Raw genomic sequence first — 16049 nt, 5'->3', positions numbered from 1 at the left:
TCAGCTCCCCTTCGCCCCCCCGGCGCCCGGCTCCCACCGCTCCAGCTTCCGGTGCAGCGTCTTCCGGTCCAGCCCCAGGATCCTCGCCGCCAGCGTCTTGTTCCCGCCCGCCGCCTCGAGCACCCGCAGGATGTAGCGCCGCTCCACCTCCTCGAGCGGCACCAGCTCGGACGGGTCGTCCCCCGCCACGAGCACGTGCGACGGCCGGTGCTCCCGGATCTTCGCCGGCAGGTCCTCCACCGTGATCTCCGGGTACCCCGTGAGCGCCACCGCCCGCTCCATGGCGTTCTGGATCTCCCGCACGTTGCCCGGCCACGTGTAGGCGAGCAGCCGCTCGGCGGCCGCCGGCGACAGGCCGACCACCTCCTTGCCCCAGCGCGTGGCGAAATCCTCGATGAAGCGCTGCGCGAGCAGCAGCACGTCGCTGCCCCGCGCGCGCACGGGAGGCAGCTCCACGTGGAGCACGTTGATCCGGTAGTACAGGTCCTCCCGGAACCGGCGCGCCTCGACGGCCTCGTCCAGGTCGCGGTTCGTCGCGGCAACGATGCGCGCGTCGAACGGCACCTCCGCGTTCCCGCCCACCGGGCGCACCCGGCGCTCCTGGAGCGCGCGGAGCAGCTTCGGCTGCACCGCGAGCGGCAGCTCCCCGATCTCGTCGAGCAGCAGCGTCCCCCCGTTCGCCTCGACGAACAGCCCGGAGCGCGCCGCGCGCGCGTCGGTGAACGCCCCCCGCACGTGCCCGAAGAGCTCGCTCTCGATCAGCGACTCCGGCACCGCCGCGCAGTTGATCGCCACGAACGGCCCCTCCTTGCGGCGGCTCCGCGCGTGCAGCGCCTTCGCGACGACCTCCTTGCCCGTCCCGCTCTCGCCGGTGATGAGCACCGTCGCGTCCGCGTCGGCGATGCGCTCGATCAGGTCCTGCACGCCCCGCATCGCGGCGCTCCGGCCGATGAGGTCCGGGAACCCGCCGGGCCCCGCCACGGCGCGGCGCAGCCGCCGCACCTCGGCCTTGAGCGCGTGATGCGCGATCGCCCGCTCCAGCGCCAGCGCCAGCGCCTCGATGTCGACCGGCTTGGTCACGTAGTCGTACGCGCCCGCGCGGATCGCCTGCACCGCGGTCTCGATGCTGCCGAACGCGGTGATCACGACGACCGGCACGTCCGGCCGGATCTCGGCCGCCCGGCCGCAGACCGCGATCCCGTCCATCCCGCGCATGTTCAGATCGGTCAGGATGACGTCGAAGCCGTCGTCCGCCTCGAGCAGCGCGAGCGCCTCCGCCGGTGAGGTCCGGGTCGTCGCCTCGACGCCGCGCGACCGCAGGTCCGCCGAGAGCCACGCGCACATCGCCTCGTCGTCGTCGATGATCAGCGCTCGCCTGCCCATCCTCACCTCGATGGCTCGCCCGCCACCTCTCCTCGATAGCTCGCGTAATACAGCGCATCGCCCGCGGCCAGCCGCGGCGCGGCGGCCGCCCCGGCGAGCGCGCCCTCGCCCTCGGCCCGCGGCCTCCGGGCGCGCGTCATCCTGCGCCATCCGCGCCATCCTGCCCGCTCGGCGCGAGGTACACAGTGAACGTCGAGCCCTTGCCGAGCTCGCTCTCCACCTCGATCCAGCCGCCGTGCTCGCGCACGATCCCGTAGGACACGCTCAGCCCGAGGCCCGTGCCCTCGCCGACGTCCTTCGTGGTGAAGAACGGCTCGAAGATGCGGGGGATGTTCTCCGGCGCGACCCCCTCGCCGCCGTCGGTCACCCGGACGGCGACGTGCTCACCCGCGGCGCCGCCGTGGTCGGCCGGCGGGCGCGCCTCGGCGCGCTCCACCCGCACGGTGAGCTCGCCGCCCCGCTTCATCGACTGCATGCCGTTCATGATGAGGTTCGTGAGCACCTGCTGCATCTGCCCCGAGTCCACCTCGGCGTGCGCCGCCCCGCCGGCCGCCTCGTCGAGGCGGAGCGTCACGCTCCGCCTCCGGGCGAGGGGCTCCAGGAGCGCCAGCGTCTGCCGCGCGATGTGCGCGAGATCGGCCGGCGCCTTCTGCGCCACCCGGCGGCGCGCGAAGTCCAGCAGCTGCCGGATGATCTTCGTCATCCGGTCCGCCTGCTCGGCGATGATGCGCGCGCTCTCCGCCGCCTCCTCCTGCGGCAGGCCGCGCGCGATCATCTTGGCGCGGCCGCCCACCACGTTGAGCGGCGTGCCGAGCTCGTGCGCGAGCCCCGACGCCAGCTTGCCCACGGTGGTGAGCCGATCCGCGTGCCGGAGCTGCTCCAGCGCGGCGATGCGCGCGGTCGTCTCGCGGGCCGCGCGCTCGCGCGCCTCGGCCAGGTGCTCGCACATCGCGTTGATCTCGTGGGCGATCCGCCCGAGCTCGTCGCGCTGCGGCAGGAGCAGCGGCCCGCCGAGGTCGCCCTCGCCGATCCGCCGCGCCTTGTCCACGAGCCGCCGCGTCGGGCGCCCGACGAGGACCTGCCCGAAGGTCATCGCCAGGAGCCCGCTCAGCGCCGCGAGGGCGACGATGGTGACCACGGTGTTGACCACGCTCGCCTGGACGTACGTCTCTTCTTCCTCGAGCGACTCGGAGATCTCGATGGCGCCGGCGCGCCCGGGCTCCACCGCGACGGGCGCGTACGTGTAGAAGCGCCCGCTCTTGTCGCCCTCGCGCTCGAGCCGGAACACCTCGGTGCCGTGCGAGAGCTCCGCGATCTCGGCGGCGGGCAGCGCGGGCGCGAAGCGATCCCCGGCCGGCGCGTCGAGCCACACCCAGCGGAAGCGCACGCCATCCTCGCGCTCGCTCATCTCGTCGAGCATCTGGAGCGCCTGGCCCATCCCGTCCCGGCGCCACGTCTCGACGACCGCCGCGCGGAGCGCGATGCCGATGAGGTGCTCGTCGCGCCGCATGTCCGCCTCGAAGAGCGCCCGCTCGCGCCGGACGGAGAGGTAACCGTACAGGCCCAGCGCCGCGCACATGACGAGGACGAGGGCCAAGGTGAGCTTGCTGGCGAGCCGCATGGGGTCGCCGGCTAGGATGCAGGACGCGTACGCGTTCTCAAGGTGCGCGTCCGCACGCCGGCCGCCCCGGGCCCGCCCCGGATCGCCCCGATGGGGCAAAACTCCCCTGGACGGGCCCCCGCGGGCCGCGGCGTCACCTGCGCTCCACGTCCTCCCACGAGCCCGTCGCCGCGAGCTGCGGCGCGGGCACCGGCGCCGACCAGCGCAGCGGCAGCGCGCCCTCCCGCCAGACGCCCTCGGCCACGTGGAACCGCAGGAGCCGCTGGGCGCCGGCGAAGGCCGAGAGCTCCGGCCCGTCCCAGAGCACCTCGGCCTCGCCGGTCAGCGACAGCACCCCGCCCGAGGCGAAGTCGACGAAGAGCACCCCGGCGCGCGGGTTCATCGCCAGGTTGCCGAACGTGTTGAACATGGAGTTCCCGGTGAAATCCGGCGAGGTCAGGACGGTGTGGCCGTCCTCCTCGGTCACGCGCACGAAGCCCGGCTTGCCGCCCCGGTGGGACACGTCGGCGCCCTCGATCGCGTCGCCTCCCCGCGCGGCCGGCGCCGCGGTCGCGATGAAGAACGTGTCCGCGCGGCGGATCGGCGCCGCCGCGCCGGCGGACAGCGCCGGCCCTTCCGCCAGCGCCGGGGGCGCGGAAGCCGCCTCCGGCGCCCTCACGAGCTCGGGCTCCCGCGCCTGGATGTACTGCGCGCAGTTGCCGAAGCTCTGCCCGACCTCGACCACGAAGCCTTGCTCGTCGGCCGCGCTGATCGTCCCGTTCATCCGGTTTCGGCGGCGGGTCTCCAGCTGGATGCCGAGGAGGCCGACGGGCGCGCCGGCCACGAGGTGCGGGCCGAGCGGATCGCCGGCTCCCGGGCGAGCCTTCACCGCGAGCGTCCGCGGATCCGGGGACGAGATGAACCCCGGCTGCCCCACGACGATCGAGGCCCACGGCCGGCGCCCTGCGTCGAGGGCCCCGACGAGCAGGAACGGCAGCTGCGCGAACAGCTCGCGGTGCTGGTCGGGCATGAAGTCCCGGATGATCCGGCGCCCGGCCTTCTCGGCGCGCTCGCGCGCCCCGGCCCGCGCCTGCATGGCCATCTCGCCCGGGTGATAGGGCGAGCCCTCCCTTGTCCACCCGGGCAGGGAGGTCACGACAGCGCCTTCTTCATCGGCACGAAGCCGGGCAGCGCCTCCACGCGGGCGAGCCACGCGCGCAGGTTCCCGTACGGATCCAGCGACACGCCGCCCTCCGGCGCGTGCGCCGTGTACGTGTAGATCGCGATGTCCGCGAGGGTCGGCTCGTCGCCGGCCAGGAAGCGCTGGTTCGCGAGGTGCTGGTCGATCACCGCGAAGAGCTGCGCGGCGATCCCCTTGGCCTGCTCGACATCCAGCTTGCGGCCGAACACGCTCGCGGCGCGCGCCGCCGCGGGCCCCACAACGAGCTGCCCGGCGGCCACGGAGAGCCACCGCTGCACGTGCGCCGCCGCCACCGGATCGCGCGGGAGCCAGCGCCCCGACGGGTCGTACCGCGTCGCCAGGTACACGAGGATCGCGTTGCTGTCGGCCAGCGTCACGTCGCCGTCCTCGATCACGGGCACCTGACCGAACGCGTTCTTGCTCAGGAACTCGGGCGACTTGTGCGCGCCGCCCTTCAGATCGACGTCGACCTTCTCGAACGGCAGCCGCAGCAGCGACAGGAACAGCTCCACGCGGTGCGCGTGTCCCGAGAGCGCATAGCGGTAGAGGCGGATGGGGCTGGCAGGGAGGGTCATCGAGGGGTCCTTTCGGCTGTGGATGTCAGCGGAGAGCGGAACAGCCCGCGTGGGCCTCCCGCGCTCGCCGAGCCAGGATGCCCATTCCCGTAGTCATGGGTAATGGTCGTCCTTGACAAGGGACCATTTCAGAAAATGGAATAATCTGATGGATCGCCTCGACTCCATGCGCGTGTTCGTGGCCGTCGCCGAGGAGGAGGGCTTCGCGCCGGCCGCGCGGCGGCTGTCCATGTCGCCGCCGGCGGTGACGCGGGCCATCGCTGCGCTCGAGGAGCGCATCGGCACGCGGCTCCTGCACCGCACGACGCGCGTCGTCCGCCTGACCGAGGCGGGCGCCCGGTACCTCGCGGACTGCAAGCGGATCCTCGGCGAGATCGAGGAGGCCGAGGCGTCCGCGGCCGGGTCCCATACCGCGTTGCGAGGGCAGATCGGCGTCACGGCGCCCGTCCTGTTCGGGCGAATGTTCGTCGCGCCGGCCCTCTTCGACTTCCTCGCTCTCCATCCGCGCGTGTCGGCGCGGACGCTGCTCGTCGACCGCATCGTCGACATGCTCGATGAGGGGCTCGACGTCGCCGTCCGGATAGCCCATCTCCCGGACTCGTCGCTCAGCGCGATCCGCGTCGGCTCGGTGCGGCGCGTGGTCTGCGCGTCGCCGGGGTGCCTGGCCGCGCGGGGCGAGCCCAGGGCGCCGGCCGATCTGGCGCGGCTCGACACGATCGGCTTCTCGCCGACGGGCTCACCCGAGGAGTGGTCGTTCGGGTCGGGCTCACGGGTCGAGAGTGTCTTCCCGACATCGCAGCTCCTCGTCAACACCGCCGACGTCGCCATCGCGGCGGCCGTGGCCGGGCGGGGGTTCGCGCGGGTGCTCTCGTATCAGATCGGCCCGGAGGTGCGCGCCGGGCGCCTCTCGATCGTGCTCGCTGCGCACGAGCCCCCGCCGGTCCCCATCCATGTCGTCCATCTGGAGGGCCGGCGGGCGGCGGCCAGGGTGCGCGCGTTCGTCGATTTCCTTGTCGAGCGGCTCCGGTCCGAGGCGTGGCTGAGCTGCTGAGCTCGTGATCGCAGCCCGTCGAGCGAGCTCACCCGGAGGGTGCTCAGTCGGCCGGCGCGGTGGCGCGGATGAGGTGCTCGAAGGCCCCGAGGGCGGCCTTCGCGCCGTCGCCGAGGGCGACGACGATCTGCTTGAACGGCGTGGTCGTCATGTCGCCGGCGGCGAAGAGGCCGGGCACCGACGTCTGCCCGCGGTCGTTGACGACGACCTCGCCGAGGCCGTTGAGCTCCACCGTGCCCTTGATGAACCGGGTGTTGGGGAGGAGGCCGATCTGCACGAACACGCCCTCGACCTCGATCTGGTTCTGCTCCTTCGTCTCTGTGTGCTCCCAGCGGAGCCCGACGACCTTCTGCCCGTCGCCCACCACCTCGGTCGTGCGCGCGCGGGTGATGATCTCGACGTTGGGCATGCTCTTGAGCTTGCGAACGAGGACCGCGTCGGCGCGGAGGGCGGGGGCGATCTCGAGCAGGGTGACGTGGCCGACCACGCCCGCGAGATCGATCGCCGCCTCGACGCCGGAGTTGCCGCCGCCGATGACGGCGACCCGCTTTCCCTTGAACAGCGGTCCGTCGCAGTGCGGGCAGTACGTCACGCCCTTGGTCCGGTACTCGGCCTCGCCGGGGACGTTCATGTCGTGCCACCGGGCGCCCGTCGCCAGGACGACGCTCTTCGCGCGGAGCGTGGCGCCGCTCGCCAGGCGCAGCTCGAACGGCGAGCCGGGCGTGATCGACTCGACGCGCTCGTGCTTGATGAGCTCGACGGGGTACGCGCGCACGTGCTGCTCGAGCGCCGCCGCGAGCTTGGGCCCGTCGGTCTCCACGACCGAGATGAGGTTCTCGATGGCGAGGGTGTCCATCACCTGCCCGCCGAAGCGCTCGGCGACGATGCCTGTGTCGAGGCCCTTGCGCGCCGCGTAGATGGCCGCCGAAGCGCCGGCGGGCCCGCCGCCGACGATGAGCATGTCGAACGGCTTGCGCTGGTCGAGCGCCTCGACGCGCTTCTTCACGGCGGAGCCGTCGTCGAGCTGGGCGAGGATCTGCGCGAGCTCCATCCGACCCTGGCCGAAGGGCTCGCCGTTCAGGAAGACGGTCGGCACGGCCATGACCTTCCGCTGCTCGACCTCGCCCCGGAAGAGGGCGCCATCGACGGCGACGTGGCGAACCCTCGGGTTCTTGGCCGCCATCAGGTTCAGCGCCTGCACGACGTCGGGGCAGTTCTGGCACGATTGAGAGAAGTAGGTCTCGAACCGGAGCTCGCCGTCGAGCCGCGCGATCTGCTCGAGCGCCTCTGCGCTCACCTTCGGCGGATAGCCGCCGACGTGCAGGAGCGCGAGGATCAGCGAGGTGAGCTCGTGACCGAGCGGGAGCCCCGCGAAGATCACGCGCGGCTCCTCGCCAGGGGAGTGGATGCCGAACGACGGCGTGCGCCCTTCGCCCTCGCGCCGCTCGTGGAGCTCGACGAGGGACGAGGCGCTCGCGACGTCGCGCAGGAGCGCGCGCATCTCCTCCGACCCCTGCGAGTCGTCGACGAAGGCGGTGACCGCGACGGGACGGGTCAGCCGTCCGAGGACGTCGCGGAGCTGGGTCTTGATGGAGTCTTCGAGCATGGCTGCGTTCCTTCCGGCGAATACGAGCGAGTCACGAGAGATGCCGGGCGTCGCCGCGCCACGCGAGGCGACGCCCGGACGCCTCAGATCTTGCCGACGAGATCGAGCGACGGCTTGAGGGTCTTCGCGCCCTCGTCCCACTTCGCCGGGCAGACCTCGCCCGGGTGCGCGGCGACGTACTGGGCCGCCTTGGCCTTGCGGAGCATCTCCGCCGCGCTGCGGCCGATGCCGAGGTCGTGGATCTCGTAGACCTTGATGACGCCGTCGGGGTTCACGAGGAACGAGCCGCGGAGCGCGAGGCCCTCCTCCTCGATGAGCACGCCGAAGTTGCGCGAGAGGGTGGCGGTCGGATCGCCGACGAGCGGGTATTTGACCTTCTTGATCGCCGCGGACGTGTCGTGCCACGCCTTGTGCGCGAAGTGCGTGTCGGTGGAGACGCCGTAGATCTCGACGCCCAGCTTCTGGAACTCGCCGTGGAGGTCCGCGAGGTCCTCGAGCTCGGTCGGGCACACGAAGGTGAAGTCCGCGGGGTAGAACACGAAGAGCGACCACTTGCCGAGGACCGACTCGTGCGAGACGTCCACGAACTTCCCCTGGTGGAACGCGGTGGCCTTGAACGGTTTGATGCGGGTGTTGATGAGCGACATTCTCTTGTTTCCTCGTTTCGGGGCGGGGGCGTCTCGTGCCTCCGCGCCAGCGAGAGGCAACGTGGTCGTTCTGCGCCGGCGGTGCCAATCGAACGATTTTATGAATCGTTCACTTTTTGTGATACTCCGCGGGCCATGGACCTCGAGCAGGTGACGCTCACGCAGTTCCGCTACGCCGTGGCGGTGGAGCAGACCCGCAGCTTCCGCACCGCGGCCGAGCGCTGCCACGTCTCGCAGTCCGGGCTCAGCATGCAGGTCCAGAAGCTCGAGGAGCTCCTCGGAATCGTGCTGTTCGACCGCAGCAAGAAGCCCGTCCTGGTGACCGAGGAGGGGGCGCGCGCCATCGCTCAGATGCGCGAGATCCTCCGGGAGACGGAGCGGCTCGGTCAGATCGTCGCCGGCGACGACGCTCCGGCGGGGCGCTACCGGCTGGGGATCATCCCGACCCTCGCTCCCACCGTGCTGCCCCTGTTCCTCGATCCCTTCGTGAAGGCGCACCCGCGCGTCGAGCTGTTCATCGAGGAGCTGAAGACCGAGGAGATCATCGAGCGGCTCGCCGCCGACACCCTCGACGCGGGGCTCGCTGCGACGCCGCTCCACGCTCCGGGGCTGAGCGAGACGCCCCTCGGACACGAGGCGATGGTCGCCTATCTCCCCGAGGGCGACCCGCTGCTCGACCGCAAGACGGTCACGCAGGCCAACCTCAGCGATCGCGAGCTGTGGGTGCTCCCGGAGGGGCACTGCTTCCGGAGCCAGGTGCTCTCGTATTGCAGGAGCGGCCAGGCGAGGCCCCCGCGCGGTGTTCAGCTCGAGAGCGGGAGCTTCGAGACGTTGATCGGCCTGGTCGACACCGGGCTCGGAGCGACCGTGCTGCCCGCGCTGGTGGCGCAGGGGCTGCCCCCGGACAAGCGCCGCGACCGCGTGCGGCCCCTCGCCCGGCCGATCCCGCTCCGGGAGATCGGGCTCGTCACGTCGCGGACCCAGCTGCGCAAACGTGTCACCGAGGCGCTCGCGGCCGCGATCCGCGAACACCTCCGCCGCGCGCTCGGGCCCTCGCCCCCGGGCGGGAGCGTGCTCGATCCGCTGCTCCCCGAGGGCTGACGAGGCAGGTCCGGAGGTCATCCACGCATCGACGATGAGGCAGCCTTCACTGCACGGCAGGCGGCAGCTCGTCCAGAGGCGGATGCCAGCGCGCGGAAGGTGTTGACCGGATGCACGACCGCTGGGACGTTCGTGGCCGGATGAACACCCCCGACGCTCCCCGCGGCTCTCTCACGGCGCCCGCGCAGCGCCCGCCGGCGGGGCTCGTCCCGCTCGAGCGCCCCGGCTTCGGCGCAGGCCTCAAGGCCATGCTGGGCGGCTACGGTTACCTCCTTCGCACGCCGGACCTCTGGCCGCTCGCGCTCGTCCCCACGGGCATCGCGCTCGTGCTCATGGTCGTGCTCTCCATCGTCGGCGTGAAGCTCGCGCCTTCGCTCGTCGAGCTGATCGTGAGGGAGCCGGGGACGGGGTGGCCCTGGACCGTGCTCATGGTCGTGCTGCGGATCCTCTCGCTCGCGGTGGTGCTCGTGGCCGCCCTCGTGATCTCGTTCGGGCTCGCGAAGCCGCTCTCGGGGACCGCGCTGGAGCGGATGGTGCGCAGGGCCGAGGCCGATCTCGGGGCGCCCCTGTGGCCGGAGGTCGGCTTCTTCGCGGACATGTGGCGCGCTCTGCAGTCGTCGCTCGTGGCGCTCGCCTTCACGCTCCCGATCCTCATCGTCCTCGGCGTCGTGGGTCTGCTCTTCGCGCCGGCGAACGTCGTCGTCGTCCCGCTCCAGCTCGCGGTGACGGCGCTCGCGGGGGCCTGGGACCTCTGCGACTGCCCGCTGTCGATCCGCGGCGTGCCCGTGGCGGCGCGGATCGAGTTCGTGCGCCGGAACCTCGCCGCGGTGATGGGCTTCGGCGCCGGCCTCGCGCTGCTCTCGTTCTTGCCTTGCGCGCTGCTCCTCGTGCTCCCGGCCGGCGTCCTCGGGGCGGCTCGACTCGTCGTCACGCTGGAGCGGTGGGAGGCCACGAAGTGACTGGCCATGAGCCGTGACTGACCACGATCCGGTCCGGCGCGCCCTCGCCCCGGAGCGGGGATGTCCGTCGCGCTGCCGCTACATCCAGAGGCGCGCCACGATCCCGTACGTCCCTGGACCAGGCACACCCCCCTGGTTCTCGCCGCAGATCACGACCTTCTGGCCCGGGTAGACCGCGGCCCGCTGGATGCCGCCCGAGTCGCCGACATACAGGGAGAGCACTCCGCCGACCCCGAAGTTGGGATCGAGCCTGCCGTCGCGCAGATAGCGCGCGAGCACCGGCCCAGGCGTGGCGCCGCCGGTCGCATTGCCCACGACCAGGATCCGGCCGTCGGGGAGCACGATGGCGTCCTGCGCCACGTCGTCGCCGTCGGTGATGGGGAGCGAGACGACGCCCGACGCGCCAAAGCTCGGGTCGGCCGCGCCGTCTTCGAGGAAGCGGCGGACCTCGAAGTCGGCGCCCCCGTCCTTGCCGGCGCTGCCGCCCACGAGGATGCGGCCGTCGTCGAGGACGGCGACCGCCGCCGTGCGCTCGCTGATCGCGGATGCACCGAAGACCTGCTGGCCGCCGGTCCCGAAGGTGGTGTCGGGCTGCCCGCTGGCCAGGAAGCGGGCGAGGATGCCGTCGGACTGGCCCCCCGCGTCCACCTCGCCCACGACCAGGATCCGGCCCTCGCGGTCGACCGCCACCGCCCTCGCGGTGGAGGCGCGGTCGAGCGCCCAGAAGCCGTTCGGCGCGGCGAAGGCGGTGTCGAGCCTCCCATTCGAGGAGATGCGCGCCACCATCATGCGCGCGTCGCGAGCGCCAGCGACGAGGATCTTGTCGTTGGCAAGGACGAGCCCGTCCACGACCGTCTCTTCGCCGCCCGTATCGACCAGCGCCTTGCCGTTGTTGCCGAACTCCGGGTCGGTGGTCGCGCCGTTCGCCCCGACGCGCCAGAGGGCGATGTCACGCGGCTCCGGGGTCTCGTGCCAGCCCATCGCGATGATCTTGCCGTCGACCTGGTGCCCCACCGCGAACGACTGGGCCTCGGCGCCCGAGCTGCTCCCGATCCTCGTCGACACCAAGGCGCCGCCGGCGAAGTCGGGATCCAGCACGCCGGCGCTGGTCAAGCGCGCGATCTTCATCGACGAGCCGCCGAGGCCGCCGATGCCCCAGCCGGTCGCGACGATCCGCTCGCCGACCACCTCGATATCGGTGAAATAGCCGCCGTCGTCGTTCCCGAAGCGCACCGGCGCGATGCCGGTCGCCACGCCGAACGTGGCGTCCAGGGAGCCCGGGCGGCCGGTCACGAGCGCGTTCGTCACGGAGGCGGTGCTGTCCAGGGCGCCGGAGCTCGCCTTCAGGGAGAAGGAGAGCGTGTTGCCCAGGGCGAGCGGCGCCTCGGCGCCTACCACGATCTCGGCCTTCGTCTCCTTGGCGGCGATCGTGACGGGTTTGACGACGAGGCCCGCAGGAGGGCTCACCGCCGCCACGGTTACCTCGCCATCGAAGCCGCCAGTACGGCGTATCTCGATCTCGACAAGGTTCTTCCCCCCGAGAGGCACCGTGACGTTGGGCGTCAGGACGACGAGCGCGAGATCCATGACGTCAGGGCCGTGACCGCCGCCGCCTGCCTCGCCGCCGCCGAGCCCGCCGCTGGCATCGCCGCCGCCGCCAACCCCGGAGGGCGCGCCCCCGCTCCCTTGAGACGTCTGGCCGTCGGGCCTGACGGTGTCGCGATCGTCGCTCACGTCATGAATGCCCAGAATCTGCTGGCAGCCCGCGAGAGCGAGCGGGAGCGAGGGCACGCACAGAAGCGGGAGTAAGGCGGCGAGCCGCCAGCGAGGACGCATTGCCGCCATCGTCGCACCCCCCCTCGCGACGTCAACCCGGACCAGGAGCTGCTCAGGGCGCGCCGGCCGGCGCTTGCCCAGCCGGCTTTTCCGCGGGCTTCGCGCCCTTGTCGGCTTCGTCGCCGCCCGCGCCCGTCGCCGCCCCGCCAGCCGGCGCCGACCCCGGAGCCGCCGCCGCATCACCCCCTGGCGCCGTCTCCTCGAGCAGCTCGGCCAGCTTCTGCTCGGCGTCCTTGTCGAGCGCGCTCTTCATGTCGAACGTCAGCATCGGCAGCGGGCCCTGGTTCATCGCCGGCAGGCGCCCGTTCCATCGCTCGAGCGCGCGGTACTGCAGCACCGCCGGCGTCGTCGACAGCCGGATGATCGTGTTCGCCTTGGCCTCGGAGCGCGCGCGGATGAGCAGCGCGTCCGCCTCGCCGCGGGCCCGCTCCCGCGCCGACTCGGCCGCGCCGCGCGCCGTCGCGATCGCCTGGTCGGCCTCCGCCCTCACCTGACGCACCCGGTTCTCGGCCTGGATCGCCTTCTGCGTCGCCTCCATCGCCTGGTTGATCGCCGCGGCCACGTTCTCGGGCAGCCGCAGCGCGCCGTTGATCGTGAGCTGATCGATCCGGATGCCGTCCTTCTCGAGCACCTGCTCGAGCTCCTTCTGCACGTCGTGGATGAGCCTCGTCTTGCCCGACCCGTAGATCTCCTGGACCGGCATCTTCGACGCGACCGAGTTGAACGCCTCGCGCACCGCGTTGCGCACGTAGCGGTCGGCGAGCCTCATCAGGTCGTTCTCGCGGAAGCGCAGGTACAGGTGGGGCGCCTTGTCCGGCTCGATGTGGAACGACATCCCGATGTCCGCGCCGACGTTGACGCCCTCGGAGGACGAGAACGTGATCGACTCGTCGACCGTTCGGCCCTCGTGCGTCGACGCCGTCCAGACCACGTTCTGCACGCTCGTCGGAAACTGCACGATCTGCTCGGTGAGCGGGTTGTAGAACACCCAGCCGGTCACGACCGGGATGTCGCTCACGCCGCGGTTCGAGCCGGCGAGCTTGACCCGGATGCCCACGTGCGCGGCGTCGATCCGCGTCACCGTGGTGCACGCGACGAACAGCATCGCCACGAGGAGCACGAGGCCGAGCGCGACGCCGCGCAGCGCGCCAGCGACGCCGCCCTGGCCGCCGAGCTTGATGGAGGAGGGGATCTTCGCCATGGCGAGGTTCTACCTCAACCGCCGCTCCTTACGAGGAGGTCGAGCGCGCTCGCGCCGCCTGTGCCGATCAGCCGTCGCGCGGATCGCGCGTCCCCTTCGCGTCGTCCGCGCGCTCGCGCCCCGCCCTCCGCCTGCGCCGCCGCTTGACCGACACCCCGCTCGACTGCATCGCGAAGAGGAGCGCCTCCCGGAGGTTCGAGAGCGTCTTGATGTTCGACAGATCGAGCCCCAGCGACACCACCGTCTGCGCCACCTCGGGCCGGATGCCGACGACGATGCCCTGCGCCCCGAGCAGCGCCACGGCGTCGATGAGCCGCAGCACGTGATCGGCCGTGGCCGCGTCCACGGCGCTCACCCCGGTCAGATCGATGATCGCGTGACGGCAGCGGGTCCGCGCCACGGCCTCGAGCAGCACCTCCATCATCTGCTGCGCGCGCTCCTCGTCGAGGACGCCGAGGACCGGCATCGTCAGCACCCCCCTCCAGACCTCGATGATCGGCGTCGACAGCGCCCGGATCGCCTCCTGCTGCTGCTCGATGATCTCGAGCCGCTCGTTCAGCACCGCCTGCTGGCGCTTCTTCTCGGTGATGTCCGTCGCGCCGCCCGCCATCTGGAACGGCACGCCGTTGTCGTCCCACTCGGCCATGCCGCGGACGAACACGTCGCGGTACTCGCCGTCCTCGCGCCGCAGCCGGTACTCCACCTCGAACGGCCGCCGCTCCTCGAGGTGAGCCCTCAGCGCGGCCTGCACCGGCCCCTGGTCGTCGGGGTGCACGCGCGCGAAGAAGCTCGCGAACGTCCCGCCCCACGCCTCTCGGCGGACGCCGATCATCTGGAGCATGCGATCGCTCCACTCCACGGTGTCCTCGCGGATGTTCCAGAACCAGACGCCCTCGTTCGACGCCTCCGCGAAGAGCCGGTAGCGCGCCTCGCTCCTCCGGAGGGCGGCCTCGGCGCGGCGCAGCTCGGCCACGTCGGTGGTGCCGCCGATCCACCGGAAGATGTTCCCCGCCGCGTCGCGCTGCGGCAGCGCGCTGACCACGTGCTCCCGGTACGTCTGATCGCTCGCCCGCCGCAGGCGGAACTCCGTGTCGTACGGCTCGCCCGTCGTGAGGCTCCGGGTCCACGCCGCCACCGTCTTCGGGACGTCGTCCGGGTGCAGCACCGCGAGCCAGCCCTCGCCGATCATCTGCTCCTCCGTGCGGTCGAAATAGTCGAGGACGGCCCGGTTCACGAAGTTCAGCTGGCCGTCCGGGCGCGCGGTCCACACCTGGAGGGGCATCGCGTTCCCGAAGAACCGCAGCTGCGCGTCCAGGTCGCTGAGCTGCGCGTCCAGCAGCACAGCCCCGCTCGCCGGGCCGCCTGCCCCGCGCACCCGGCTCGGCGGCGGCGCGTCCCGCCCGTCGGGCTCCTCCGCCTCCTCCTGCCCCGCCCAGGAGGCGTCGCCGAGCGCGCGGAGAAGCGGCTCCTCCAGGTCGAGCGTGCGGTCCGCGCGGCTCTCCGCGATCCGCGCGCGCACGAGGCGGAGGAGCTCCCTCCGCACCTCTTCCGCGATCCGGCCGCGCAGGTAGTCCTTCGCGGAGGCCCGCGACTCGGCGAACCTCACCGACTCCGCCGACAGCTCCGCGACGTCCAGGAAGATCCCGAGCGGCGCGCAGGGCCTCGGCGTGATGCGCAGCGTGAGGGTCACGTCGAGCCGGTGCTCCTCCGCCTCTCCCTCCGCGTCGACCCGCACCGTCACGGCGTGCGGGATCGCGACATCGAACGCGCCGCTCATGCTCCGCGTCGCCGCCGGGTCGCCGACCTCGAAGTCCATCGTGAGCCGCGACGGCCTGCCGAGGACCTCGAGCTCTCGCTCCTCGCGGCGCCCGACCGGGAGGAGGGCGATCGCCTGGCGGCGTATCACGTCCTCGGTCATCGCGAGATCGACGATGCTCCGACCCAACTCCTCGAGCGTCAGCCCTCCGTCCTTCACCGCGTCTCCTTCCCGATGTCCCGATCCCGCGCTTCTCCCCGGTGTCCGTAGTCCTCCTCGCACCCGGAGGGCAATCGTGTGACGTTAACGCAGCGCGCCGCTCGCCGGAAGCCCTGGCGACGCTCAGCTCGACGCCGATGTATACCGGCCTATCGCGCGCTTCCACACGCCGCGGGCGACGGCGCCGAAGACGAGCGCGCCGAGCGCCGCGGCGGCGGCCGTGCGCGGGGCGATGGTGCCGAGCATCGCCTCCGCCGGGTACGTGGTCATCAGCGCGAGCGGGACGATCACGGTGAAGACGACGCGCCAGAAGCCGGTGAAGATCGTGACCGGCCAGCGCGCGAAATCGAAGATGGAGTTGAAGAGGTAGGCCAGGTTGTCGAGGCGCACGACCCAGAACGCGGCGGAGATGACCAGGATGCAGATGGAGTAGAGCACCAGCGTCGCCGTCACGAGCAGGCCGAGCGCCAGCGCGACGTGGGCAGGCGCGGGGGCGCGCCCCATCTGGGCGAAGGCGTAGGCGAAGATCGCCACCGCGGCCGCGGCGTCCACGACCTTGCGGATCTCGAACCGGGCCGTGGAGACGAGGAACTGCGCGTCGGCCGGCTTGAGCAGCGTGAAGTCGAGCGTGCCCTTCCGGATCTGGTCGACCACGCTGATGAGCGACGGGTTCACGGCCCCCTCGAGGATGCCCTTGAGCAGCGTGAACCACCCGACGACAACGAGCGCCCGCTCGTACGTCCAGCCCTGCACCGGCGGCCGGGCCACGAGCGCGATGTGGAGCGGCACCAGCCCGACCACCGTCCACACGACGGTCATCACCGCGCCGAGCAGGAAATCCCACCGGTACTGCATCCCGAGCGCGATCGACACGCGCAGCTGCGTCGCGAGCAACCGGAGGTAACGCACGCCGC

General features: G+C 72.0%; 14 protein-coding genes. 3 read left to right on the top strand and 11 right to left on the bottom strand.

The window, feature by feature from the left end; genetic code table 11:
* The 5 genes from WMF14_RS37545 to WMF14_RS37525 all read right to left on the bottom strand — a co-directional run bounded on the left by WMF14_RS37545 (position 1) and on the right by WMF14_RS37525 (position 4759).
* Positions 1-1383 carry a sigma-54-dependent transcriptional regulator gene (locus WMF14_RS37545; RefSeq protein WP_272104329.1) on the bottom strand — a complete coding sequence of 461 codons (1383 nt, stop codon included), beginning with the start codon at positions 1381-1383 and terminating at the stop codon, positions 1-3.
* A 2-nt stretch (positions 1384-1385) separates the two neighbouring features.
* On the bottom strand, positions 1386-1523 hold the full coding sequence (locus tag WMF14_RS37540) for a hypothetical protein (RefSeq protein ID WP_437794193.1): 138 nt from the start codon (positions 1521-1523) through the stop codon (positions 1386-1388).
* Positions 1520-3004, bottom strand: coding sequence for a sensor histidine kinase (locus tag WMF14_RS37535; protein WP_437794190.1), 1485 nt, complete (start codon positions 3002-3004; stop codon positions 1520-1522). The genes WMF14_RS37540 and WMF14_RS37535 overlap by 4 nt, the downstream gene beginning before the upstream one ends.
* Positions 3005-3137: 133 nt before the next feature.
* On the bottom strand, positions 3138-4139 hold the full coding sequence (locus WMF14_RS37530) for a flavin-nucleotide-binding protein (RefSeq protein ID WP_437794188.1): 1002 nt from the start codon (positions 4137-4139) through the stop codon (positions 3138-3140).
* The gene (locus WMF14_RS37525) at positions 4136-4759 is read right to left on the bottom strand and encodes a glutathione S-transferase family protein (RefSeq protein WP_437794186.1); all 624 of its coding nucleotides are present in this window, start codon (positions 4757-4759) and stop codon (positions 4136-4138) included. The genes WMF14_RS37530 and WMF14_RS37525 overlap by 4 nt, the downstream gene beginning before the upstream one ends.
* Before the next feature lie 148 nt (positions 4760-4907).
* Between WMF14_RS37525 and WMF14_RS37520 the strand changes: the two genes are divergently transcribed.
* Positions 4908-5810: a LysR family transcriptional regulator gene (locus tag WMF14_RS37520; RefSeq protein WP_437324800.1), complete on the top strand. Its 903-nt coding sequence runs from the start codon at positions 4908-4910 to the stop codon at positions 5808-5810.
* A gap of 43 nt (positions 5811-5853) precedes the next feature.
* Here the strand turns inward: WMF14_RS37520 and ahpF are convergent, their stop codons facing one another.
* Both ahpF and ahpC read right to left on the bottom strand, forming a co-directional pair.
* Entirely contained in the window at positions 5854-7416 is a 1563-nt protein-coding gene (gene ahpF / locus WMF14_RS37515; protein WP_437794182.1) for an alkyl hydroperoxide reductase subunit F, read from the bottom strand.
* A gap of 83 nt (positions 7417-7499) precedes the next feature.
* Complete coding sequence (gene ahpC, locus WMF14_RS37510) at positions 7500-8063, bottom strand: alkyl hydroperoxide reductase subunit C (RefSeq protein ID WP_272104338.1); 564 nt, start codon at positions 8061-8063, stop codon at positions 7500-7502.
* Positions 8064-8198: 135 nt separating this feature from the next.
* Here ahpC and WMF14_RS37505 point away from each other — a divergent pair, with 135 nt between their 5' ends.
* Together WMF14_RS37505 and WMF14_RS37500 are read left to right on the top strand one after the other, a co-directional pair.
* Positions 8199-9164: a hydrogen peroxide-inducible genes activator gene (locus tag WMF14_RS37505; RefSeq protein ID WP_437794179.1), complete on the top strand. Its 966-nt coding sequence runs from the start codon at positions 8199-8201 to the stop codon at positions 9162-9164.
* A gap of 140 nt (positions 9165-9304) precedes the next feature.
* On the top strand, positions 9305-10123 hold the full coding sequence (locus tag WMF14_RS37500) for an EI24 domain-containing protein (protein WP_437794176.1): 819 nt from the start codon (positions 9305-9307) through the stop codon (positions 10121-10123).
* A gap of 78 nt (positions 10124-10201) precedes the next feature.
* Here the strand turns inward: WMF14_RS37500 and WMF14_RS37495 are convergent, their stop codons facing one another.
* The 4 genes from WMF14_RS37495 to WMF14_RS37480 all read right to left on the bottom strand — a co-directional run bounded on the left by WMF14_RS37495 (position 10202) and on the right by WMF14_RS37480 (position 16044).
* Entirely contained in the window at positions 10202-11857 is a 1656-nt protein-coding gene (locus WMF14_RS37495; protein WP_437794174.1) for a delta-60 repeat domain-containing protein, read from the bottom strand.
* A gap of 154 nt (positions 11858-12011) precedes the next feature.
* Positions 12012-13160 carry a prohibitin family protein gene (locus tag WMF14_RS37490; RefSeq protein WP_437794171.1) on the bottom strand — a complete coding sequence of 383 codons (1149 nt, stop codon included), beginning with the start codon at positions 13158-13160 and terminating at the stop codon, positions 12012-12014.
* Positions 13161-13227: 67 nt separating this feature from the next.
* The gene (locus WMF14_RS37485; protein WP_437794169.1) at positions 13228-15135 is read right to left on the bottom strand and encodes a PAS domain-containing protein; all 1908 of its coding nucleotides are present in this window, start codon (positions 15133-15135) and stop codon (positions 13228-13230) included.
* A 123-nt stretch (positions 15136-15258) separates the two neighbouring features.
* The gene (locus WMF14_RS37480) at positions 15259-16044 is read right to left on the bottom strand and encodes an ABC transporter permease (RefSeq protein ID WP_437804379.1); all 786 of its coding nucleotides are present in this window, start codon (positions 16042-16044) and stop codon (positions 15259-15261) included.
* Between the last annotated feature and the right edge of the window lie 5 nt (positions 16045-16049).

Origin of the sequence: Sorangium sp. So ce693 (assembly GCF_051521375.1) — a bacterium.
GTDB classification, from domain to species: Bacteria; Myxococcota_A; Polyangia; order Polyangiales; family Polyangiaceae; genus Sorangium; species Sorangium atrum.
Note: the sequence above shows the minus strand (reverse complement) of the source record. Positions and strands in the feature narration are given on the sequence as shown.